The 22,601-nt window shown below is 55.5% G+C and carries 19 protein-coding genes and 2 pseudogenes; 16 read left to right on the top strand and 5 right to left on the bottom strand.

Annotated features, from left to right (window positions below; genetic code table 11):
* Positions 1-10 precede the first annotated feature (10 nt).
* The 5 genes from AXG89_RS43205 to AXG89_RS24645 all read left to right on the top strand — a co-directional run bounded on the left by AXG89_RS43205 (position 11) and on the right by AXG89_RS24645 (position 4,929).
* Positions 11-532, top strand: coding sequence for an NmrA family NAD(P)-binding protein (locus AXG89_RS43205; RefSeq protein WP_236873553.1), 522 nt, complete (start codon positions 11-13; stop codon positions 530-532).
* Positions 533-846: 314 nt separating this feature from the next.
* A complete protein-coding gene (locus tag AXG89_RS24660) occupies positions 847-1,761 on the top strand; it encodes a LysR family transcriptional regulator (protein WP_062173456.1) in 915 nt (304 codons plus the stop codon).
* 96 nt (positions 1,762-1,857) lie between these two features.
* Entirely contained in the window at positions 1,858-2,748 is an 891-nt protein-coding gene (locus AXG89_RS24655; RefSeq protein WP_062173455.1) for an alpha/beta hydrolase, read from the top strand.
* Between the two features lie 127 nt (positions 2,749-2,875).
* A complete protein-coding gene (locus AXG89_RS24650; RefSeq protein ID WP_119024717.1) occupies positions 2,876-3,709 on the top strand; it encodes a class I SAM-dependent methyltransferase in 834 nt (277 codons plus the stop codon).
* A gap of 416 nt (positions 3,710-4,125) precedes the next feature.
* Positions 4,126-4,929 carry an alpha/beta fold hydrolase gene (locus AXG89_RS24645; protein ID WP_062173451.1) on the top strand — a complete coding sequence of 268 codons (804 nt, stop codon included), beginning with the start codon at positions 4,126-4,128 and terminating at the stop codon, positions 4,927-4,929.
* A 568-nt stretch (positions 4,930-5,497) separates the two neighbouring features.
* Here AXG89_RS24645 and AXG89_RS24635 read toward each other — a convergent pair.
* Positions 5,498-5,764, bottom strand: coding sequence for an SDR family oxidoreductase (locus AXG89_RS24635; protein ID WP_236873552.1), 267 nt, complete (start codon positions 5,762-5,764; stop codon positions 5,498-5,500).
* A 125-nt stretch (positions 5,765-5,889) separates the two neighbouring features.
* Between AXG89_RS24635 and AXG89_RS24630 the strand changes: the two are divergent.
* The 5 genes and pseudogenes from AXG89_RS24630 to AXG89_RS24610 all read left to right on the top strand — a co-directional run.
* Positions 5,890-6,315, top strand: a pseudogene (locus AXG89_RS24630) (transposase); the annotation flags it as partial.
* Between the two features lie 1,132 nt (positions 6,316-7,447).
* A complete protein-coding gene (locus AXG89_RS24625) occupies positions 7,448-7,882 on the top strand; it encodes a MarR family winged helix-turn-helix transcriptional regulator (protein ID WP_062173447.1) in 435 nt (144 codons plus the stop codon).
* 75 nt (positions 7,883-7,957) lie between these two features.
* Positions 7,958-9,064 carry an HlyD family secretion protein gene (locus AXG89_RS24620; RefSeq protein WP_062173445.1) on the top strand — a complete coding sequence of 369 codons (1,107 nt, stop codon included), beginning with the start codon at positions 7,958-7,960 and terminating at the stop codon, positions 9,062-9,064.
* A gap of 18 nt (positions 9,065-9,082) precedes the next feature.
* Complete coding sequence (locus tag AXG89_RS24615; RefSeq protein ID WP_062173443.1) at positions 9,083-10,657, top strand: DHA2 family efflux MFS transporter permease subunit; 1,575 nt, start codon at positions 9,083-9,085, stop codon at positions 10,655-10,657.
* 8 nt (positions 10,658-10,665) lie between these two features.
* Positions 10,666-12,093, top strand: a complete 1,428-nt coding sequence (locus AXG89_RS24610; RefSeq protein WP_062173441.1) for an efflux transporter outer membrane subunit — start codon at positions 10,666-10,668, stop codon at positions 12,091-12,093.
* Positions 12,094-12,199: 106 nt separating this feature from the next.
* On the opposite strand, the gene AXG89_RS24605 is transcribed toward AXG89_RS24610, so the two are convergent.
* Positions 12,200-12,661, bottom strand: a complete 462-nt coding sequence (locus tag AXG89_RS24605; protein WP_082771601.1) for a LuxR C-terminal-related transcriptional regulator — start codon at positions 12,659-12,661, stop codon at positions 12,200-12,202.
* Between the two features lie 201 nt (positions 12,662-12,862).
* On the opposite strand from AXG89_RS24605, the gene tnpA reads away from it, so the two are divergent.
* The 4 genes and pseudogenes from tnpA (at position 12,863) to AXG89_RS24585 (ending at position 15,583) form a co-directional block, all read left to right on the top strand.
* Positions 12,863-13,390, top strand: a complete 528-nt coding sequence (tnpA, locus tag AXG89_RS24600) for an IS66-like element accessory protein TnpA (RefSeq protein ID WP_062173437.1) — start codon at positions 12,863-12,865, stop codon at positions 13,388-13,390.
* The gene (tnpB, locus tag AXG89_RS24595) at positions 13,371-13,724 is read left to right on the top strand and encodes an IS66 family insertion sequence element accessory protein TnpB (protein ID WP_062173435.1); all 354 of its coding nucleotides are present in this window, start codon (positions 13,371-13,373) and stop codon (positions 13,722-13,724) included. The genes tnpA and tnpB overlap by 20 nt, the downstream gene beginning before the upstream one ends.
* 169 nt (positions 13,725-13,893) lie before the next feature.
* Positions 13,894-14,214: pseudogene (locus AXG89_RS24590) on the top strand (transposase domain-containing protein); the annotation flags it as partial.
* A gap of 241 nt (positions 14,215-14,455) precedes the next feature.
* Entirely contained in the window at positions 14,456-15,583 is a 1,128-nt protein-coding gene (locus AXG89_RS24585) for a J domain-containing protein (protein WP_062173431.1), read from the top strand.
* Between the two features lie 410 nt (positions 15,584-15,993).
* Here AXG89_RS24585 and AXG89_RS24580 read toward each other — a convergent pair whose 3' ends face one another.
* Positions 15,994-16,938 (bottom strand): helix-turn-helix domain-containing protein, encoded by a 945-nt coding sequence (locus tag AXG89_RS24580; RefSeq protein ID WP_062173428.1) that lies wholly within the window; start codon positions 16,936-16,938, stop codon positions 15,994-15,996.
* A gap of 225 nt (positions 16,939-17,163) precedes the next feature.
* Here AXG89_RS24580 and AXG89_RS24575 point away from each other — a divergent pair, with 225 nt between their 5' ends.
* Together AXG89_RS24575 and AXG89_RS24570 are read left to right on the top strand one after the other, a co-directional pair.
* Positions 17,164-18,618, top strand: a complete 1,455-nt coding sequence (locus tag AXG89_RS24575; RefSeq protein WP_062173427.1) for an amidase family protein — start codon at positions 17,164-17,166, stop codon at positions 18,616-18,618.
* Between the two features lie 367 nt (positions 18,619-18,985).
* A complete protein-coding gene (locus AXG89_RS24570) occupies positions 18,986-20,413 on the top strand; it encodes an aminotransferase-like domain-containing protein (RefSeq protein ID WP_062173425.1) in 1,428 nt (475 codons plus the stop codon).
* Positions 20,414-20,505: 92 nt separating this feature from the next.
* Here AXG89_RS24570 and AXG89_RS24565 read toward each other — a convergent pair whose 3' ends face one another.
* Positions 20,506-20,709, bottom strand: a complete 204-nt coding sequence (locus AXG89_RS24565) for a DUF2970 domain-containing protein (protein WP_062173423.1) — start codon at positions 20,707-20,709, stop codon at positions 20,506-20,508.
* Between the two features lie 471 nt (positions 20,710-21,180).
* On the bottom strand, positions 21,181-22,368 hold the full coding sequence (locus AXG89_RS24560; protein WP_062174093.1) for a thiolase family protein: 1,188 nt from the start codon (positions 22,366-22,368) through the stop codon (positions 21,181-21,183).
* Positions 22,369-22,601 lie beyond the last annotated feature (233 nt).

The following is a 22,601-nucleotide window of genomic DNA, read 5'->3' as shown; positions in this document are numbered from 1 at the left end:
GGACCATTGGTTGTCCGAGCAAATCTTCAACTGGTCTGGCGTACCCTCAACACATCTACGCATAACTTTCTTCGCAGAATGGCTACTTTATATTGCGCCGTTGATTAAATATGGGCGATACGTGATGCCTTTCAATAAGGAAAGTCGATTTGCACCGATTGCAGCAAGCGATATTGGCCGGATTGTTGCGGGAATTGTCGCAAATCCTGATATGCATGCCGGCAAGGCTCACGCGCTACATGGGCCAGTCAAATATAGCCACGCGGAGCTCGCAGCGCTCACGGGAAAGGTGTTGGGTAAAAACCTGACGTACGAGCATGTGACGGTCTCAACGGCCCTTGAATTGTTCGGATTTCAAGATAACAAGGTGATGCACAGGCAATTTGAAGCTGTGACGATTGACCAGCAGGAACGTCTTCTCGAAGGAACGGACAGCACCGGCGTCTCAATTATCGGTCAACCGCTGGTTACAGTTGAACAGTTCATTGACGAGCATCGCTCGAATTTTGTTCTTGCGTCTGAAGTCGCGTAACGATCGGCTTGGAGCTCACGGTGGAGTTTGGCGCGAACAGTTCGTAGGACCGGCGACCGAATAGATAAATGGGCCACCTTTGGCTAAGCCACAATTTACGTCAAGCGAGACATTCTGCGGTCGCATATACAAGAAGTTGTCTCGACTGGCATCAAAGTGTCCAGCATATGCGCGCGCCATGGGACCGTCCGATGCTCGGTTTGAAAGCTACGTTCAGACGGCGTACATGGCAACGCATCGCACGTTAACCGCTATTTTTTTCTGCGTGAGAACGGCCGGCCCTCGCACCGCAATCTCGAACATACGAGACCAATATGGATTACGTTGATAGTTTGCGCATCTTTCGTTCAGTCTTTGAGTCGACAAGTTTCACGCGAGCCGCTGACAAGCTTGGAGTTACGACACCCGTTGTTTCACGAGGAATTGCATCTCTTGAACAACGCCTTGGAACTCGTCTCTTCAATCGAACCACGCGTCAGATCTCAATGACGGAAGCGGGCGCACGATTTTACGACAGATGCGCAAAGCTGCTGGACGACCTTGATTCGCTTGAAGCCGACACGCTGAGCGAGACGAAGGAGGTCACTGGCGTCCTTCGTCTGGTGGCGCATACGACCGCTACTGTCAACCGGCTGGTCCCGCTGATCGCGAGTTTCAAGACAAAAATCCCGAAGATTACACTGGACGTAACGCTTATTGAGCGCCCCGTTGATCTCGCGGCGGAAGGATACGACCTCGGAATAGTCCTTCCCTACATGTTGACCAGTGAGACCACCGTCACACGGCTGCTTGAGCGTATCCCCCTGGTCATTGTGGGAACGCCAGCATATCTAAGAAGGAACTCGAACCCCGTCACTCCGCCGGATCTCAACCAGCATCATTTTGTGACGATGTCGACGTATATCAGACGCCCAATCGTCACCTTCAAGATGGGGGGCAAAGAAATCGCTGTCCCGCTTAAGTCCGAAATCTCGTCTAACAATGTGATATTCAATCGCGAGATGGTAATTGCCGGGTTTGGGCTAGGGGTCGTTCCAGAAGCAGTCGTTCAGTCTGAACTTTCTGCGGGAACTCTAGTAAGAGTGCTTTCGGATTTTGACTTGGTAGACGGCACTATCGAGATACGCCTGGCGTACACCACCCGGGTGCTACTACCGGCAAAGGTTACGGCGTTTATCGAGCATGCAGCTGCCTTTTACGAAAACGTACCACAGGTACACCGGCAGTGAGCGGAGTTCACGCTTCAAATTCAAGAATAACCCGAACGGGCATATTCGCAAAAGAGCGCTTGGTCTATTTTTACGGGATGCGTGGAGACGCTGAAAATGAACATCGGTAACGAGCACGGCATTCCACTTCGGACGGATGACGTCTGGATCGTTGGATATAGTAAGGAGATCAAGGTTAGAGTTTATGATCCCCAGAGTGGAGGCACAAAACTTCCGCTTGTTATCTTTTTCCATGGCGGTGGCTTCATCAGCGGGTCAGTTGATGACAGCGAGCTAACAGCTACCGCGATAGCCCAGCGTATTCCGGCGCTAGTGATGTCTGTAGGTTATTCGCTGGCACCCGAATTTCCATTTCCCGCCGCTCTAGAGGATGGGTACTTGGCGCTGGCGTGGGCTGTGCAGAATTCAAAGACCTTAGGCATAACACCTGCAGGCCTCGGCGTAGCGGGCTATGAGGCGGGAGGAAATCTAGCGACTTGCCTGAGCGCGCTCGTGCGAGATCGAGGGGAATTTAAGTTGTCGGCTCAGGTGCTGCTTGCACCTCTTCTCGACCCGAGCATGACGTTGATCTCTGAAAGCCGTGTGTCTTCTTCCGCGGACCCTGAGTCGTCGAACTGGGCGCGACAATACCGCGCTTACCTGCCCGATGTCCGTCACCGGATGCACCCATATGCGGCACCGCTCGTTTCGGTAAGGCTGGGCGGCCTCGCTCCGGCTTTCATCGCGACCGTGAAGAACGATGTGCTCCGTATTGAGGCTGAAAGATATGCTACTAAGTTGATCGCTGCAGGCGTCCCCACGGCAGTCATCCGGTATGAGCAGGAGTTCCATCCGTCCACCGGTACTGGTGAACAAGTTTTCGACGATATAGCCTCTTTCTTCCGACGGCGATTGGTCGCAGACCAAAAAGTGCTACTGGTTAGTGCCCAAAAGAAAACAAATGAGTCCCGTCGTATGTTGCGTCATGTGCGAGCCAAATGTGTTTAGCGCGATTTAATACAAGTATATGCACGTAAAGTGCAAAATCTACTCTCGCTTCAGCGGAGTGCAGAATGACGCATTTTATTACCAAGATCCACCCGCTTTTCCATCAATACTTTCTTTCGAGGGCATCTTGAACGATACCGAAAAGATTCGCGAACACTATCAGGGTGATAATCTTCGCGCCCGCGTTGAAGCGGCGCTGGAAGCGGCTGGCCTCGGAAGCGGGCATTTGTCTCAGACAGTCCTTGCACCACTCGACCAGTTTCATATGCGAGGATTAGCCGCTACCGTCGATCTCGCTGCGGCCGCCGCGATCAAGTCGGGCGATAAGGTGCTGGACATCGGTTCTGGCCTTGGCGGGCCGTCAAGATACCTCGCCTCTACCTACAACTGCCACGTGCAGGGCATTGACCTCAATGCGGAGTTTGTCGACGCTGCGATATTTCTTTCCGAGAGGGCAGGTCTTACAGAAAAGGTTGCTTACACCTGTGCTAACGCTTTGTCTCTTCCTTTCAAGTTGCAAACCTTCGATGCTGCGTGGACGCAGCATGTTGCGATGAACATTGCAGATCGTGACTCACTGTACGCCGAGATTTTTCGCGTTTTGCGACCGGGCGGCCGATTGGCTATTTATGACGTGGTAGATGGCGGCGCGGGTGCTTTGCACTTTCCCGTCCCGTGGTCCCGAAGTTCGGAAACGAGTTTTCTGCTCACCAACATTGCCTTGCTTGAAGCTTTGGAAAGGCAGGGGTTTAGGGTTGTATCTTGGGTAGATCAAACAACGGCGGGCATCGCTTGGGCGATAGAAAGAGCGAGAGCATCCGATGCGGTGCGGAGCCGGGATCCACTTGATCTAAATCTCGTAATGGGTACCGACTTCGGGGCAATGTCACAAAACTTCGTCAAAAACCTCGTTGAGAGCAGAGCAGGTCTGTCTCAAGTCGTAGTAGAACGTCCTACCTGAACTGTTGCGCTTGCAGTGCCGGGCAAGCCGTCTTGCCCGCGGACCGAGCTCTCCCGATATCCAGAAAGACCAGTCTGTGCGAATTTAACTACCCAATTGAAGCGCTCAGACTTCACATCCTCAGCGCTGTCATCTTTCTTAGTGCGTTAGATGGTTCCATCTCCGTCAGCGAGCACCCATTTCCGAAAGTTTAAATCTACGCGACCGAAATCTCATAGTTGTCCGCAAACTCGAGATTGGTTCGATACCTTTGGACACTGTTCTATTCGAATTCATTGTTGCAGCATGAGTACCTTGTAGATGCAGACTGACTGCAAGCTCGATGTCCCTGCTAAACGCGACAGCGAAAAGCCCAATTAATTTATGACCTCGGCGGTATCCGTCGACATCTATATTTCCAATCTAGCGAGATAAATATGAAGATCCTGTCGCGTCCAATGATCAGCTTTCTCACTGCGTTTCTATGCCTGAGTTGCATATCGATCCTCTCCGGTTGCGGTAGTTCAGTAGCGTCAACACCCACGCCTGTACCTGCGACGGTGGTACTTGTTCACGGGGCGTGGGCCGACGGTTCAAGCTGGTCCGGCGTAATTCCTCTTTTGCAGGCGAAGGGGCTAAAAGTCGTTGCTGTGCAGCAACCCCGGTCTTCCGTTGCAGATGACGTCGCTACAGTCACGAGGGCGATTGACGCGCAAAGTGGGAAAGTGATATTGGTCGGCCATTCGTTCGGTGGCGTGGTTATTACTCAGGCAGGAAATGACCCGAAGGTTGCAGCACTCGTGTACGTGTCCGCATTTGCACCTAACGACGGACAGTCCGTAAACGACATCACTGCGCCGTTCCCTGCGCCATCCTGGCAGTCTGAAGAAATTCAAGACTCAGCCGGCTACATCAGTTTGTCGCCAGCGGCGATATCCGGCGCGTTTGCACCGGATGTATCATCTAGCGAGCAAGCCCTCCTGGCCGTTGTGCAGGCGCCTCTTGCGGGCTCATGTTTTGCCGACAAGATAGCCACCGCAGCGTGGAAGACAAAGCCGTCGTGGTGGATTTACGGCGATCAGGATCAGATCATTCCTGCGGCGCTCCAGCAAGCTGTTTCGAAGGCTATCAATGCTACGACTACCGTCATTCCAGGGGCAGGTCACGTAACCTTGATCGCGCATCCGGATGCCGTTGCGGCCGTCATTCTCGATGCAGCAACGAAAACCGGAAATCTCTAGGCTCGGGCGTTAGCACGCTTAGGGGGAAAGGGAAAAAAGCAAGATTGGCAGCGTTGGAGTTACTACGTATGCCGACCAAACCCGCGGGGGCGAGTACCACTTTCCCTGCGGTTGCGTGCCCTGCGCGAATTTTTTGCGGGGCCTCCACGTCGTCAAATCAGGAGGTTGAGGGTTATTCTTACTTTTATCGTTATCGTAGCCATTGGCGCGTTCATTCTTTACGTCGCAGCGCCTGAAATTGTCAAAGGCGTCAAGGCGGTAACTTCGCAGCAAACCTCATATTTTCAGTTTGACAGCGTTCTTCCGACGACCAGCGGGGAATCGGACGCCGCAAACCGGATTGGATAGAAGCGATGGCAACACTACTGGTTAGCTCGACTCGCCGCTCTTGTGCACGACCAGCGCCCATCGTGTGCTGGTTGAGAGCGCAATGCTGGGTCGGATTCACTCGCGGCTCCGGGGCACACCGCCGGCCCTCGTTCCGGCACGCACCATTTCCCGAATGCCGATACGACGGGCTTCAAGTCTAGGGACTGCCGAGGCGCTAGCCTCGGCTGCACTTACATCTCTACTTCGAGATGCACCAATCGTCACTGCGTCGCTGCCGGGTTTGAGCCGCTGGCCACCCGCCCGCGAAATCCACGATTGCTCCAGTGAGGAAGCGGGATTGCGTTGACGCGAGATAGCATATAAGTTTACCGATTTCCTCAGGGCGTCCCAGTCGACCCGCTGGCACCAGCGATCTGACATAGTCGCGTCCCTTGGCGTCGTCGATAAACGTCGCGCGTGGGTAGCATGCCTCGCTGTAGAGAAAGTTAGGCACCACTGCGTTCACGGCGATGCTGAACGGGGCGAGTTCAATCGCCAGCGATCGAACAAGACGGTCAACAGGACGGAGCGAGAGCCATTAACGTGAACGATGTTCGTTTGTGGTGGACTACCGTCGGTGACGTCTGCGATGTCACGCATAGCGTAGTGGGCACAGCGGCGAACGTGTCGGATGTATCGCAGGCCCACGCGCTGCTTCACGGGCATGAAGAAGATGCGTTCGGCGACGCGGGCTACCTTGGCGTAGACAAACGCGACGAGATGATGGGCGCGACGGTGAAGTGGCACGTGGCGGCCAAACGCGGAAAGATCAAAGCGATGCAAGAAGGTCCGCTGAAGGACCTGATGGTCGCACTCGAACGAACTAAGGCACAGATCCGCGCGCGGGTCGAACATCCGTTTCATGTCGTGAAGAACCTGTTTCGTCATCGCAAGGTCCGCTACAAAGGTCTGGCCAAGAACACCGCGCAACTGTTCAGTCTGTTCGCACTAGCAAATTTGGTGATCGCAAAAAAGCAACTGCTGTCGACTCACGGGAGCAATCCGTCACGTATGTGAAAAATGCAGAAAGTTAAGCTGGAATACGGCGACATTCACCTCGACAATCTTTGGATTCCTTAGCCAACTAAAAAAATTCAGCCTGCTTTATTCATTGTGCGAACAACAGGCGCTTTGATCAGCGTCTCCCTAGCATGGAATATCCACGGTCACGAGTTTAACTGGTCAGCTAGGGAGCCGACGCGGTTCTTGCCCACTCGACGCGTCGTTGACGTGACCGTTACCTCTGTTGGTCGCTTGTGAGACCGTGACAGACTGTGACTCCAGCGTTTCGAAGCGCCTTCCGAAAGAAGAATTACGGGGTCGGCGATTGAATACTAGATGAGGATGCAAATTGCATCTTCATCTATGGATGCAACATCATGTTAGAAAAAATCGAGCAAAAGGCGTCGGCTCAAATTATGCCGTGATGAAATTCCTGCGGAGCCTTCCTGGATGCTCTGTGCATCGATCCTGTTGCGGATCTCACGGCCTTTTGCAACATATATTTGCAACGCACACGCCCTGACAAGAAGTATATGCACGTATCCGTGATGGCATTTCTTATCAATCAGAGTCTGAGCAGCGGTTGAAACAGTTCAATCACAAGAGGAGAAACCGTTTAACCAATTCGCGCAGATCAGCACACGTGGCGATCCGCTTTCAGCTCATAACGATGCGGCGGTTCTGATTTTTCAACTGCGACGTTGTTCAGATCGGTAGCGCACGAGAGGCAGCAAGTTTCAGCGAAGACGTCTCGAGTAGATTATTCGTCCTCCAATAGATGAGTAAAGAATTAGCCGGTTGGAGGGTCAAATGATTTGATCGCCAACTACTGATACTCATAGGACTTCGAATTTACTCGCGGTCTCAGAGCGACTGCTCCCGGTCATAGAATTGGTGCATACAGCGCACGTTAAACACGCGGCGCACACATACGACGCGCGGCGCGCCGGCGCGCACCGACGATTGTGCCGCATAATGTGGGACGTCGCGGACCGGAGATGGCAACAAAATTTCTCTTTTTGAGTTCAATTACTTTTGCGACTACCGGCGCATCCGGTCGGTGATCGCGCTGACTCTTGTCAGTACGGTAACAATGAGATGTAAACGCAAGCTTGATACTTCGGGGGCGCACCACTAATCTGTGCACATGCACACTAACTCACCCGAAAACGACGATTGCTTTGCAATTCGGCAAGCCGCCAGACATATCTCTCAGCTTTATGAGCGATATCTCTCGCAAGCGGATGTCACGTCATCCCAGTTCAATATCCTTGCGACCATCAAACGCGGGTCGAAACTCACAATGATCGAGTTAGCGCAAGCAATGGTGATGGAACGGACGACCTTGGTGCGAGCGTTGAGGCCTTTGCAGCGGAACGGACTGGTGGCCAACGAGGCGAACGGAAATGGCGTGCGGCGGTTGGAGTTGACGCTGACGGCGAGTGGGCACGCCAAGCTGGAGGAAGCAATGGTCTATTGGCGACTAGCCCGCGACGAATTTCAGCGTCAGTTTGGGCAGCAGCAGGCCGCTGCGCTGAGGGATGAGTTGTTTCGTCTCACACGGGAAGTTTCGAAAGATTAGCAAAAGATGAGGCCGATAGCCTACGCAGTTAAGCCAGTTTCCCATTTAACAAAGTGTATATACACAGGTAAAAACATGTCGAGTCCGTCTACCCCCATTTCTGATAATCCAAACCCGGCCGCCGAAACAACCAGGACGCGACGCATTCCGTGGATGCGCCTCGCTTACGGTGCGGTTGCGCTGGCACTTGTCGCGGCGTCTGGCTACTGGTACTTCGTGCTGCGCTTCGTGCAATCTACTGACGACGCCTATGTCGGCGGCAATGTCACGGTAATGGCTCCAAAAGTGAACGGTTTTGTAGATGACATTTTCGTACAGGACAACCAGCGCGTCACAGCGAACCAGGTGCTGATTCGCCTTGATGCACGTGACTACGACGCGAAGCTTGCCCAGGCGACAGCAGAGGTTGAAAGTGCCAGGTCTACTGTCGCGGAATTGCAGGCGCAATTGGTCCTGCAGGCTGCTGTGATTAATCAGCACGAGGCGGAAGTGCGTGCCTCATCCGCCGAATTGACGCGCAGCGGCCAAGACCAGGCTCGCTATCGTGAACTCGTCAAGGACGATGCAGTGTCCAATCAGATCGTCGAGCGCGCTGACGCTGATTTCTCCAAGGCTCAGGCTTCTGTTCAGAGTAGTAATGCAGCCGTTCTCGCTGCAAAGCGCCAACTGGATGTTTTGGGGGCGCAGATTAATGACGCTCAAGCACGCGTCAACACGGCCCTGGCGGGTCAGCGAGTCGCGCAACTTAACGTCGAATACACAACGATTCGTTCGCCTGTCGACGGTTATATCGGGAACCGCACGGCACGGGTCGGGATGTTGGCCAACATCGGTGCTCCGCTACTGACCGTGGTGCCTTCTACCGATCTCTGGGTAGATGCCAACTTCAAGGAAGACCAACTGAAGAAGATGCACGTTGGCGATAAGGCGGACGTTGAACTCGACGCGTCGAGCCAGCCATTGCACGGTTACGTCGAAAGTCTCGCTCCTGCCACCGGCGCCACCTTCAGCGTTCTGCCTCCAGAGAATGCAACTGGCAACTTCACGAAGATCGTTCAGCGTGTCCCGGTACGTATTCGCCTTGAAGTGCCGCATGGCATGGAGAACGTGCTACGCCCCGGTCTGTCGGCGACTGTCAACGTTCACCTCGCAGACGGCACGCAAGTCGCCAGCGGCCATTGAGCGAATAAGGTCAATATCATGACAACCTTTCAACCACTCGACCCTGCGTCACAGCCCCTACAACAGCGAGTTTTTGCATTCGCGCTTATGTGTCTGGGATTCTTTATGGCCACGCTGGACATTCAGATTGTCGCTTCGTCACTGCGGGATATTGGTGGCGGGTTGTCCGCAAGCCAGGACGAGCTGTCGTGGGTGCAGACCGCTTACCTGATTACGGAGATTCTTGTGATCCCGATGTCTGGCTGGCTTTCGAAGGTGTTTTCAACTCGTTGGCTATTCGTTGCCTCAGCAGTCGGCTTCACCGTCACAAGCATGCTGTGCGGCATCGCTTGGGATATTAATTCGATGATACTGTTTCGTGGCTTGCAGGGCGCGATGGGCGCCGCAATGATTCCAACGGTATTTACAACGGCGTTTGTGCTTTTCCCAGGCAAGCAACGCATTGTGGCCTCAACTACGATCGGCGCGCTTGCCTCGCTTGCCCCCGCTATAGGACCGGTGATCGGTGGCTGGATCACGGACCAATGGTCATGGCATTGGCTGTTTTACTTGAACGTCGTGCCCGGTGTGCTGGTCGCCGCGCTGGTACCGAAGTATGTCCACATCGACAAGCCTGATCTCTCCCTGCTGAAAAAGGGCGACTATCTGGGGATGCTGTTGTTGTCCGGTTTCCTTGGCTGCCTTGAATATGTACTCGAAGAAGGTCCCCGCAAAAACTGGTTTGGCGACCACGTCATCATTGCCTGTACCTGGATCTCTGCGATTTGTGGCTTCCTGTTCCTTGTTCACGCCTTAACAGCCAAGGATCCGATTATTGATCTGCGAGCGCTCCTCGTGCGCAACTTTGGCATTGGCAGCATCCTTTCATTCATCATCGGAATCGGGATTTTTGTGGCGGTGTTTCTCACACCTCAGTTTCTCAGCCAGGTGCGGGGCTTCAGTTCGCTACAAATAGGCATCGCGTTGCTTTCGGTTGGCGCATTCCAACTGGTCGCCTTGGTTGCGTATGCGTTCGCAACCAAATACATCAGCATGCGCAAGCTCCTAGTGTTTGGCTTAATCTGCTTCGGACTTGGCTGTTATCTGTACGTGCCCCTTACGCACGACTGGGGCTGGCAGCAACTGCTGTTGCCACAGGCACTGCGTGGTATCGGTCAGCAGTTCGCGGTGCCCCCGATTGTGACAATGGCGCTCGGTTCGTTACCGCAGTCACGCCTGAAGTCCGCAAGTGGACTGTTTAATCTGATGCGAAACCTAGGCGGTGCGATCGGTATTGCGGTAAGCGCAACGATGTTGAACGATCGCCTTAACTTTCACTACTTGCGCCTGAACGAAAGCGTGACCGTCGGCCGCCCACAGGTGGAATCCATCTTATCTGAGCAGTCCGCGCATTGGACTGCGGTGGCGGGTGACGTCTTGAACACAACGCAGTCAGGTCTCGCAACTCTTCATTCACTGGTTTTGCGCGAAGCATTGGTGCTTACCTATTCAGACACATTCTTCGTACTGTCACTGTGTTTTGTCGTCGCCGTAGCCAGCCTTCTGTTCTCTAACCCTATTTCGAACGCCGCGCCTCCGCCGGATGCACATTGAGGTAAATCATGAAAAAGCACTTGTTAGTAGTTCTCGCTAGTCTTTCGTTGGCCGCATGTGCCGTTCAGCCAGCCACGCATGCGAATCTGCCAGATACGGTTAAAACCGTCGTGCCGACAAACTGGAACGTTGAGGCGCCTCAGGATGCCGTCGATGCAACAACCTGGTGGTCGCAGTTCGGCGACCCGGTACTCACAGAACTGGTCGACTCCGTACTCACCGGTAATCTTGATCTTCAAGCAGCAGCCGAGCGGGTGAAGCAGGCACAAGCCAACACAACGCAAAAGCGTGCTGTCTTAATGCCGGAGCTCGACGCAACTGCAAAGGGTTCTGATACTCGGCAAAACGCTCCCCCTCCGCTTGGTTATGTACGCGAGGGCGGTGTAGGGCTTGCGTTGAGCTGGTCGCCTGACGTGTTTGGCGGCGAGCGGCTGGATTTGCTTGCGGCACGGGCGCAACTCGTCGGGCAGCAGCATGCTGAAGACGCGATAAGGCTTGCACTAGCAGCGGATACAGCATCGGCCTACGTAGATTTGCGCTGGGCGCAAAAAGAAATGCAGATTTTGAACGACAACCTTGGGATTCGGCAGCATGCCTTGCAACTCACCCAGGAGCGTCTGAAATTCGGATTGTCGACGCAGCTCGACGTCGCGCGCGCGCAAAATCAGCTGGATGAACTGCAGGCCAGAATCCCGCGTGCTCAATCGACGATTCAGCACGAGCTCAGCCTGATTGCCGTCTATACGGGCCGCACGCCCGAATCGGTCGACAAACTGGTGCTGGCGGCGCCTCGCCCCGTACCTACGCCCGATGGCGCGGTGCCGACGACTTTGCCGTCTGAAGCATTGTTGCGCCGTCCGGATGTGCTCGTGGCTTATGCCAAAGTCGAGCAGCGTGCCGCAGAGGTGGGTGTATCGAGGGCCGAGCGGTACCCAAAATTCCAGTTGAATCTTAGCGACGGATTGTTGGCCGCGTCCTATGTTGGATTGCCTACGCTGACCGATAATCTGTTCAGTGCGGCGTTAAGCGCGACAAGTCCCATCTTCAACGCCGGCCGAATCACGGCGAACATCCAGCAGAACGAAAGCAAGATGCGTGAATCGCAGTTAGATCTTCAGCAGACGATGCTTGAGGCGCTGAAGGAAGTGGAGGACACCCGGAGCGATCTTGTTAGCACGACGCAGTCCACAGAAAGTCTGACGCACGCCCTTGGAGCGTCAGACCAGTCACTGAAGCTGGCGAACCAGTTATACAAAGGCGGTGCAACGGATTTCTTGGACGTGCTGTCGGCGCAACAGACCTATCTTCAGGATTCGGACTCACTGAACCAGGCGAAACGAGAGCACGCGCTGGCAGCGGTTGCGTTGTATCGGTCGCTTGGCGGTGGCTGGAGCCAGACTCTCTCGGTTGTCGCGTCGAATGGGACGGCTCATTGAGCGGCAAAGTTTGGTGGTAGTCGGTCTCGCACCGACTACCGAAAGAAACGACAGGCGCCGAGCGGTTCATATCAATGACAGCGCAGGCCAGCTGAGTTTCCCGTGCTTAGTATCGGCGAGACCCATCTTTAGCTATCGAGCTTTCGCGCCAACCGAATGAGCGTAGCGCGATTGCCAACTCCCATTTTCTGGAATGTGCGGTCCACGTGAGTGCATACGTCGTGAACGAAATTCCAAGCCGTTCCGCAATCTGCTTATCGAGCAGTCCTTCGACGATGAGGGACACCACCTCTCGTTCGCGTGCGGTCAATGCTTTAACAGCGTGCTCGGAAATCGCGTATGTCACATGCAATTCGGGCGTGGTAGTGCCGGTTTTCGAGCGCGCGAGCGCTGAAGCTAAGGATGGGCGGATGAGTTCAACCAGCGCGAAATCGTGCGCCGAAAAATTGTCCCGGTGACGTGTGCGCCAGATTCGCAGATCTCCAATGTTTTCATTTCCCAACCGCGAGACTACGTCCATGCCCCAATACAAACCGATGAGGCGTAGAGGTTCAGTAACGAGTTCCATTTCGAAACAAATTGGTACGATATCCGAATCGTCGATTTAGCATTGCAGCAGTGAGTTCTGAAAAAGTCCATATGAAGTGCATGCCCATGCGGAAGGGGCACATTCGAAAGCTTTTGGGGTAGGGCGATAAAATGAAGCAGTCTTTTCAACATGGTCTTGTCGTTAGCGGTGATTTGAGCGCGCGTGGTGCCTTGAGATTAGATGGCGCAGGATGTGTGCACTGAAAATCAATGGACACCTTCCATGACACAGAATGATTCAGATTCAGATTTTTTGCCGCTTAAGGTCATCAGCGTGGGTCGGGACGGCAAACGGCGTTTTGACAAACGGGACAGGCAGAGATTGATTGAGGCTTGCCTGCAGCCCGGAGTATCGGTGGCGGGCATGGCGCTGAGGGCTTGGGTGAACGCAAATTTACTGCACCGGTGGATCTGCGAGCACGAGAAGACGTACCGCGGCGAGGGCGCGACGCAGGAGTCAAGGGACGCGGCAGCTTTTGTTCCGGTCGTCGAGATTGCTTGCGCCGACCCACAACCGCCACTTCCCCAGTTGCCGCCGCCGCACCGCGACGCCACGCGTGTCGCGCAGCGCCCGTTGGCACCATCGCGCATGACTGTGGAAATGCCCAATGGCATCACACTCAGACTCGAATGCGGTGCCCACGACGCGACGCTGGTATCGGCGATGATCGAAACGCTGGGGCGCGGTGATGTTCCGACTGGACGCTGAACTGCGGGTCTATCTGCACCGCGACGCGGTTGATTTTAGGAACGGGATCAACGGTCTCGTTATTCTGGTCGAGCAGTCCATGCAGCTTGACCCGTTTGCCCGGGCGGTCTTCGCCTTCCGTAACGAGCGGGCCAACCGCATCAAGCTGCTGTTTTACGAGCGCTCGGGTTTCTGGCTGATGATGAAACGGTTAGAGGCGGACCGTTTCGCCTGGCCACGCCGACAGCAGGCGGTGATGGAATTGACGAGCGAGCAGCTCCACTGGTTACTTGAAGGTATCGACATCGACGCCGTGCGTCGTCATCCTTCAAGGCAGTACCGACACGTGAGCTGAACGTGTTCAGTAGCAGCGCGCCGGGCGTATCGCGCGCGACGCCCGCCGCGATTGTTACACTTTGACGTAAACCCATCCGGTGTGCGGCGTCGGTATCCTTTAGGACACGGATATCGACGCCAGTCATCCGTCCGCTGAGGACGATCTCAAACAGCTCTCGCCCGATGAGCTGATCGCGCGCATTCTCGAGCTTCAGTCCCACAACCAGCAACTTGTGCAACGCGTCGGGCAACTCGAGGAGTTGTTCCGTCTGGCGCAGCTCAAGCGCTTCGCGCCGAGCAGCGAGAAACTCAAGGATCGCATATTCGACGAAGCCGAGCAGATCGCCGCGACTGAACTCGGTGACGATGATTCGGATGACGCATTCGCGCTGCCCGATACGGGATTGCCGAAGCTTGATGAGCCCGAGCGCGGCAAGCGTGGGCGCAAGCCGCTGCCGGCAGAGTTGCCGCGCCGGCGCATCGAGTACGATCTGCCCGCTGAGCAGAAGAGACATCGGCGACTTATTGCCGTTTAACTTCGCCAAACGCACGCAGCTTGCGACAACCCACGTCTGAAGAGACTACGCTCGGGGTCCAATCGGCGTTCGACACGCTGCCGGCCTGAGTCGATCATTGATCGTGACGTGCACGTGCTCCGCTATAGCCGCGTGCGGAACCAACGCGGCTATAGCGACCTCCGTTAAAATAGTGGCTGCTCGCTCTCCAGCATCGACCAGCGGAAGTCATCCTATGACCAGGACAAATCTCAGGGCCATCAGCATTGCTCCCGACCACAATAAGGCTCATCTGTCGAAGGGGCAAAAGGCATTCAACACGCTGATCAAGCAGATCGAAAAGCGGCGTGCTCGGCTGAGTGCCTGGGAGGCTGCAATGCCTGCCTTCCATCGGAAATACCTTAGCGAGTTCGCGCCCCTTGAGCAAACTTCCATCGAGTTGCGTACCAAGCTCGTTTATCGCCTGGAACAAACATACGATATGAAGGGGCTGACTAAATCCGAGCGGCGCACGATTGCCGACCTGATCAGCGACTTGGCGGGGGAGTTGGTCGCCGAGAGCGATGATCCGGAACTTAAGACGATTTACAACCGTTACAGCGAATCTGACTTTGACAGTGAAGCTGCCGCCGAGTTTGATGATATGAAATTCGCGCTCGAAGCCATGCTCGGCGTTGAGTTAGGCGACGACGTTGACATGAGTTCGCCCGAGGATGTGCTGCAGCGCGCGCAGGCGCAAATGGAGCAGCTCCGAAAACAAGACGCCGTCGAAAACCAAGCTCGTGAAGAACGACGCGCGAAACGAAAAAAAACCCCTAAACAACTCGCTGCAGAGGCACGAGAACAAGCGGAGCAGGCAGAGCTCAGCTTATCGATTCGCGAGGTCTACCGAAAACTAGCCAGCGCTCTTCATCCTGATCGAGAAACTGATCCGCAGGAACGTGAGCGGAAGACCGCTCTCATGCAAAGGGCCAATCAGGCGTATAGCAAAAACAGCCTGTTGCAATTACTTGAGTTGCAGTTGGAGCTGGAACATATCGACCAAAGCGCCATCAACAACATCGGCGAAGACCGGTTGAAACACTACAACAAGATACTAAAGGAACAGGTCGGTGAACTCGACCACGAAATCCTGCATGTCGAGAACGGATTCAAGCACAGCTACGGAATTCCACCCTTCATCGACGTGTCGCCCGGCACCATCATGCGCAATCTTGCCTCTGATATCTTCTCGCTGCAGGAGAGCCTCCACGCCCTTGAACATGACCTGCTCGTATTCGAAGACATCAAGCAACTGAAGGAATGGCTAAAGATTGTGAAGCGGTCATTGGCCGCGCCGCGTTACGACGATATGCCGTTTTAGCGGACCGCTAATCCTCACGCTTCCTTCGTAGTGTGGAGAAAACACCGCTTACGTCTTGTCGAAATTGAGCTGTATGTCGACGAGAAAACTTGCTAGCTTCGACCACTCCCGCCTTGGTAAGCGTGAAAGGGTTCGCCCCGGTCTTGTCGATCGTAGTTTTTAATTTGTGTGCAGCTATGATATTGACGTTGTTCCGCCATATGCGGGCGTCCAGCCACCACGTGATTTTGTTTGAATCTGTCGTGAAGGTTCATTCATCGTCGCCGAGAATGGTGGAGACGACGTCCCCATTTGCACGCACCGAATACGAATCAATCTGTCGAATGCTTTCGGCCAACTAATCCCAATATTGGGATTCAAACGTGGTCACCGCGTCAGCGCGGGCGTTGATATCGCATCAATCAATACGGCTATTTTCGTACCAATGCATGAGGGGACTTCCCGAACGCTGATTTGAATGTGCGACTGAAATGAGAAAGATCGCTAAAACCGAAGTTTAGTGCCGCTTCAGTAACATTCCTTACTCGTCCCTCGGTCAGCGCAAGATGGCTGGCGCTCAGGCGTTGCTGCCACAACCATCTTATGGGCGTGGTGCCTTCGGTCGCGAAGACTCTGTTGAGAGTTCGCGGGGCCATATTCTGGGCCCGCGCAATCGTCTCAAGGTCCATACCGGCCTCATGCAGATGGGCGAGCATATAGCCCTTAACCTGCTCCAGAAGGCGGTGGTGTCTGGATGTCAGGAGAAGCTCATTCGAGGCCTGTGCATCAAGTGTGGTGGCAAGGATGTCGAGTGCGGAGCCACCAAGGCGATCGATGGTGGGATCCTTCAATTGCTCGTCAAGCCCCATAATCTGGCGAACAATAGTTCCCGCTAACTCGCCAAGCTTTGATTCGCCGGAAATGCGATTAGCAATAAGTCGACCGGCTGAGGGTAGGCGCGTTTCAAGCATCGGGCGAGGGATGTTGAGCATAATGCCCGAGTAACTTTCCTGGAATTCCAGGGTGAACGGCCGCGCCTGGTCGTAAAGGAACAGGTCGCCGGCCCGCGCTGTCATTTCCCTGCCCTCCTGCGACACGCTAACGCCACCTTCTTCCACCAGAAAGACCATGAAATGGTCGCGCGGATCCTTGCGAATGTCGGATGGGCTGCGAATAAGACGGGCAGCGCCAAAACCAGCCGACGAAACGCCACTCAGCGAAAGCGGTCCGAATTGCCTGCGTGCAATGCTTGCGCTGAAGAGCTCCCCAGTCTCACGTTTATATTCAGAAGCCGAATAGTCTCGGCACGTGACGTCGTGCCAGTGATCGATGCTGTCGCCGGCTGCCACCACGAGCTCATCGCCAAGTGCCGTCATGTCACCTCCCGGTCAGTTTCGAACCAGAAACTGCGAAGCCGCGAGGTGTTTCCCTTCTCGGCCAGCCGGCTGCCGACTCTTCTAAGTTTAGGGTGCGTTCGTATATTTTGGAGAGTGGCACGATCAGCAAAGCATATGGCATTTCGGGTCGAGCGGCAACTTAAGGCACGGCGATAAGCTGCACCGTGCCTACTGAAGTTTCCTTTAAACGAACGGAAAACCATCATGTCAAAAGATTTCACGAATACATCCAAAAATTTGCACGACCTCACGGTTACGGAAGCTGCAGCTGCCATTAAGGACGGCTCGGTTTCGGCCAGTACCTATGCAGCGGCACTGTTAAGCCGAAACCGCGACCTCAAGGGTAGGAACGCTTTCATCACGATCTACGAAGACGTAGTGCTCGAAGCGGCAGCGAAAGCCGACGAGCATCGCAGCGCTGGCAAGATATTGGGGCCGCTCCATGGCGTGCCGATCGCGGTTAAAGATAGCATGAACACTTTCGATCTGCCGACGTCCATCGGCACGAAGGTCCTCGCAGGGTTCAGGCCGAAGAAAGACGCAACGATTGTGGCATCACTGCGCAATGCTGGCGCGGTTATCTTTGGCAAGAACAACCTAGTAGAAATGTCCTACGGTTTGACGGGCTTGAACGCGCACTACGGTCAAGCAGTCAATCCGTATGACCTGACGCGAGTGACTGGTGGCTCTTCGGGTGGCGCCGGCGCCTCCGTTGGCGGCCGTCTGGTGCCCGCCGCGTTCGGGGGTGACACTGTCGGCTCAATCCGGGTTCCCGCGTCGTTCTCCGGCGTAGTTGGCTTCCGTCCGTCGACAGGTCGCTGGGCCGGCACCGGCGTCGCGCCGATTGCCAATACGTTCGACACGCCGGGACCGATGGCACGAAGCGTTGCAGACGTGGCGCTGCTTGATGCAGTCGTTACGGGCTCGTCACTCTCCCTCGCTAGCTCTTCTCCCAAATCGTTGAAAGGCGTACGTTTCGGCTTTGCTCCTCAAACACACCTGGACCTGGTCGACCAGGAAGTTGAACGTACGTTCTACGAGTCGCTTGCTAAGCTGAAAGACGCCGGCGCAGAAGTTGTAGAAATCGATCTTGGCGACGATTTCCAGACCCTCGCATATCAAGCGAACTGGCCGATTTTCTTCCACGAAACGATGCCGCACGTTACGGAATATGTGAAAGAGATCCAGGCGCCTGTCTCGTTCGATGACATCTACAAGGGCCTCGGCGCAAACGTCGACTTCTTCTGGAGCGATGCAGTCGTACCGGGGGCGCCCAATTATGTTTCCGTCGCGGACTATCAGCACTCGCTCAACGTGTTGCGCCCGTCGCTTCAGCAGCGTTACGCCGATGCGTTTCGTGCGAACGGGATTGAGGCAATTCTGTTCCCGACGACGCCGCTTGTGGCCCCTCCGATCGGCACCAACTCGGTGGTAACGATTGCGGGCAAGGAAGTGCCAGCTCTCAACATCGCGAAGAACGTGTTCGCTTCGAGCTGTGCCGGTCTGCCTGGTATCAGCATCCCGATGGGGCTCTCCTCCGGCGGTCTGCCGATCGGTCTCGAACTCGATGGAAAGGCGGGTGATGACGTTAGACTTCTGGATATTGCTGCTCTGGTGTCTTCGGTCCTGGGTTCGATTCCGGCGCCGAACGTCAATTGAGATTCCGACACAACGCGTGACATTCGAAGGCTTAGGTCAGATCAGTTCACATTGAGCTAAGTGGCCGCTCGACCCTTGCCGGTGATATAGGGTAATGCTGTCGGCAGGTAAAGTCGGAGACTTTACCTGCCGACAGTCGTTTCTGGCTGTCCATCGCTCGGAGCCTTTCGAGCACGTCGCATAAGAAGTTCTAGCGTACACTTTGCTCGGATATTGCGTGGTGCGAGGGAAAACGGACCATGTCGAATTGCAATGCCAGTAACTGCGTTTTGAGTGCTTCGCTTGGTGGTCATATGCAACGGAGCATTGCACGACGTCCGGCGACGGCGACCTAAACATGGGATAAACATTTGAAGAAAAACCCATCATGAAACGCTACGAGGCTCTCGCCAACTCGATCGCTGATGGGATCCGGTCGGGGCAAATTCCGATAGGCTCCCGCCTGCCGTCGCTCCGGCAGATCATCGCGCAGCGCGGTGTCAGTCAGTCAACGGTTTTCCGCGCGTACTATCTGCTAGAAGAGTGGGGGCTGATCCGCGCCGTAGAACGCGCGGGCTACTTCGTGACGCCCGGTGCGGCGGTCAAACAGGTGCCCTCGCATCAGGACATGCCGCTTGCCGATTCAACGAAGGTCGATATTAGCGATCTGGTGTTTTCCGTGCTCGATGCCGCGAAGCACCCCGACATCGTGCCGCTCGGCTCGGCGTTCCCGTCACCCCTGTTGTTCCCTTCAGCCCGTCTGCTCAAATCGCTGACCCATGGCACGCGCGCGCTCAGTCCATGGAGCACGGTCGTGGATCTGCCGCCCGGCAACGACCATCTTCGCCGCCAGATCGCGCTGCGCTATGTGGCCACCGGTGTATCGATCCCGCCTGAGGAGATCGTCGTGACCAACGGCGCGCTGGAGGCGCTAAATCTGTGTCTGATGGCCGTCACGCGTCCGGGCGACGTTGTCGCGGTCGAGTCGCCGGGCTTCTACGCGGCCCTGCAGGCCATTGAGCGGCTCGATTTGCGCGCAGTCGAGATTCCGGTCCATCCGGTCACAGGCCTCGACCTCGACGCGCTCGCCGCTGCGCTCGACAAGCATCCGATTCGCGCATGCTGGTTCATGACCAATTTCCAGAATCCCACCGGCGTCACCCTTTCCGACGAAAAGAAGAAGTTGCTCGTTGACATGCTTGCAGCGCGCGACGTACCGCTGATCGAGGACGACGTTTATTCGGAGTTGCACTTCAGCCGTGACCGGCCACTCCCTGCGAAAGCCTTCGATGGCAACGGACTGGTCATGCACTGCAGTTCGTTTTCGAAGACGCTTGCGCCGGGCTATCGTATTGGATGGGTGTCCGCTGGACGCTTCGCGGATCGCGTGCAGCGGCTCAAACTGATGACGACGCTCTCGGCCAGCATCCCTGCGCAGGCGGGCATAGCGGACTACCTGGAGCACGGCGGGTTCGACCGGCATCTGCGCAAGCTGCACGCCGCGATGCAGACGCAACGTGCAGCCATGGAGGCGGCTTTGCGGCGCTACCTGCCGCGTGAGGTCAGATGGGTGACGCCCTCGGGCGGTTACTTCCTGTGGCTGCAATTGCCGGACGCGGTCGATGCAATGGCGCTGCACCGGCTCGCGATCGGCCGTGGTATCAGCATCGCGCCTGGTCCGATCTTTTCTGCCAGGCACGCATTCCAGAATTGTGTACGGATCAACTTTGGGCATCCCTGGAGCGTCAGGATTGATGGAGCCATATGCGCCCTTGCCGAGATTCTCGATGACCCGGCGGTCCACGCATCAATCTGATTTATTTTCAGCGCGACCGTGATGAACCCGTTGCTGTTAAGCCATATTCCCCAATAGCAGCCGAGTTGGGCGGCCAATGTAGCGACCGCGACTTAGAAGCCCTGCATTGCGCTTGTCGAGTGCGCGACCAGGTGCACAAAGCCCAATAAGATCGCGCCGATGACCACTGCCATAAACACGGCCACGAACGGCAGCAGGAAAAAGTTCACGTTGGCGAAGTCCGCCTCATGCGACGCACGCTTACGCACGCCGAAGAAGCTGGATAGAACGATACGGACGAGTCGGAGGAATTCCATGGCGCTGCTCCTGTTGGTTTGGAATGCATGCATCATCCGGGAACCCAGGAATCGGAAACAGCAGCAGATTCGCGCAATGCGTAGTAAGCACGGGGCGCAATTCGTCGCGGTCCGCTATCTAAGTGGCCAATCTTCTCGCGCGTAAGCGTAATTCGCAACGGTGTAGATCGGATACTTACGTATGAGGTTGCATCCCGAAAATCGACGTGACGCCCCGCGGCCTTCGCGCTCGCACGTCAAGCGCAATTTGAGGCAGCGTTTGCAATGCTGAATGACAGTTTCCTACCAATCTGGCCATGATCGAGAGGAGCCTCACCAAATCGATATCTGTACGCCCATGGCCGGTCGGTGGTGAATCTCTTTTTCGGACTTTTCGATAACACTAAGCATCAGATCTGTACCCAACTGTCGCGACCGATGGGCATTGCGCCAGGCGTGGCTGTTGACAAGGCCACGCCCGGTGCCTGACCATCAAAGCAGTTCGATTGCCACGGCGATGCCTTGCCCGCCGCCGATGCACAGCGAGACGAGACCTCGCTTTAAGCCATCGCGACGCATCGAGTGGATAAGACGCGTCATCAGGATTGCTCCCGTTGCCCCAATCGGATGCCCGTGCGCAATGGCCCCGCCTTCCACGTTCACGATTTCGTGGTTCAGTCCGAGTTTTGCGATTACGGCGAGCGGAACCGCCGCAAACGCTTCGTTGATTTCAATCCGATCAACGTCATTAAAGGTCCATCCGGCGCGTCCTATCGCCTGTTCCAGAGCGGGGACAGGGCCAAGCCCGAACATTCCCGGTTCGACGGCCGCGACGCCGTAGCCCCGCAGTCGCGCGACCGCATTGAGACCTTTGGCGTCGGAAAACGACCGGCTTGCCACAACCATTGCGGACGCCCCGCTATTCAACCCAGGGGCGTTGCCGGCGGTAATCGTGCCGTCCTTGCGAAAGGCGGGGCGCAGCTTGGCCAGAGTTTCGTACGTTGTGTCAGGTCGCGGATGCTCGTCCTTGTCAAACGTGACAAGACCTTTACGCCCTTTAAGTTCCACCGGGACGATTTCCGTAACAAACTTCTTTGCTACCTGCGCGTTTCCAAAAAGCTGTTGTGAACGCTCGGCCCAACGGTCCTGTTGCTCGCGTGTCAGACCGACAGCGCTAACGAGGTCTTCGGTATGCCATCCAGAGTGCTCTGATGAAAACGCATCCACGAGTCCATCCGTAAGCATGCTGTCGAGCACTTCGACATTCCCCATGCGAGCTCCCCAACGGCCGCTCGGTAAAAGATACGGGGCTCTGTCCATGTTCTCCATTCCACCGACGACTACTGCGTTCGCTGCCCCGAATGCGATTTCCTGTGCGCCAGCAAGGAGGGCCTGAACACCCGAACCACAAACCCGATTGACGGTCTGTGCCGGTACGAATACAGGAATTCCGCCATTTATCGCTGCCTGACGAGCAGGGTTCATGCGGTTCCCCGCCTGAACCACATTGCCCATGACGACCGAAGAAACTTCTTCCGGCTTGATGCCGGACCGGCTAACCGCAGCCTTGATTGCAATCGCGCCAAACTCAGTGGCGGGCACGTCCTTGAACGACCCACCATAAGTGCCAATCGCCGTACGTACCGGCTCACAAATTACGGTATCAAGCTTATCTAGCATTCGAATGTTCCCGTCAGTAAAGAAATCGTCCAGCACTTTCTGCTGGAGGTTCGAACTCAGTCTCAAGCAGGGTATTTGCACTAGATCCCTCATCCTCAAGACTGAATGTTTGGTCGGTTCGACACCGAGGACTAAGCGCGTTCAATCCACGACGCGGAAATCATCGCCGTACGTCCCGCATGTGTCAGATTGTCGTCAAAACCTACGAGCGTTGTCGGGCGAGCTTCATGAAC

Source organism: Burkholderia sp. PAMC 26561 (genome assembly GCF_001557535.2).
GTDB lineage: Bacteria > Pseudomonadota > Gammaproteobacteria > Burkholderiales > Burkholderiaceae > Caballeronia.
This window is presented reverse-complemented; position numbering and strand designations above follow the sequence as displayed.

Bases quoted from the DNA above. Each gene is read 5' to 3' on its own strand.
- AXG89_RS24625 (WP_062173447.1), top strand. From the start codon at position 7,448: ATGCACACTAACTCACCCGAAAACGACGATTGCTTTGCAATTCGGCAA.
- AXG89_RS24645 (WP_062173451.1), top strand. From the start codon at position 4,126: ATGAAGATCCTGTCGCGTCCAATGATCAGCTTTCTCACTGCGTTTCTA.
- AXG89_RS24585 (WP_062173431.1), top strand. From the start codon at position 14,456: ATGACCAGGACAAATCTCAGGGCCATCAGCATTGCTCCCGACCACAAT.
- AXG89_RS24655 (WP_062173455.1), top strand. From the start codon at position 1,858: ATGAACATCGGTAACGAGCACGGCATTCCACTTCGGACGGATGACGTC.
- AXG89_RS24570 (WP_062173425.1), top strand. From the start codon at position 18,986: ATGAAACGCTACGAGGCTCTCGCCAACTCGATCGCTGATGGGATCCGG.
- AXG89_RS24580 (WP_062173428.1), bottom strand. From the start codon at position 16,938: ATGACGGCACTTGGCGATGAGCTCGTGGTGGCAGCCGGCGACAGCATC.
- AXG89_RS24575 (WP_062173427.1), top strand. From the start codon at position 17,164: ATGTCAAAAGATTTCACGAATACATCCAAAAATTTGCACGACCTCACG.
- tnpB (WP_062173435.1), top strand. From the start codon at position 13,371: ATGTTCCGACTGGACGCTGAACTGCGGGTCTATCTGCACCGCGACGCG.
- AXG89_RS24605 (WP_082771601.1), bottom strand. From the start codon at position 12,661: ATGGAACTCGTTACTGAACCTCTACGCCTCATCGGTTTGTATTGGGGC.
- AXG89_RS24660 (WP_062173456.1), top strand. From the start codon at position 847: ATGGATTACGTTGATAGTTTGCGCATCTTTCGTTCAGTCTTTGAGTCG.
- AXG89_RS24620 (WP_062173445.1), top strand. From the start codon at position 7,958: ATGTCGAGTCCGTCTACCCCCATTTCTGATAATCCAAACCCGGCCGCC.
- tnpA (WP_062173437.1), top strand. From the start codon at position 12,863: ATGGCGCAGGATGTGTGCACTGAAAATCAATGGACACCTTCCATGACA.
- AXG89_RS24610 (WP_062173441.1), top strand. From the start codon at position 10,666: ATGAAAAAGCACTTGTTAGTAGTTCTCGCTAGTCTTTCGTTGGCCGCA.
- AXG89_RS24615 (WP_062173443.1), top strand. From the start codon at position 9,083: ATGACAACCTTTCAACCACTCGACCCTGCGTCACAGCCCCTACAACAG.
- AXG89_RS24565 (WP_062173423.1), bottom strand. From the start codon at position 20,709: ATGGAATTCCTCCGACTCGTCCGTATCGTTCTATCCAGCTTCTTCGGC.
- AXG89_RS24560 (WP_062174093.1), bottom strand. From the start codon at position 22,368: ATGCTAGATAAGCTTGATACCGTAATTTGTGAGCCGGTACGTACGGCG.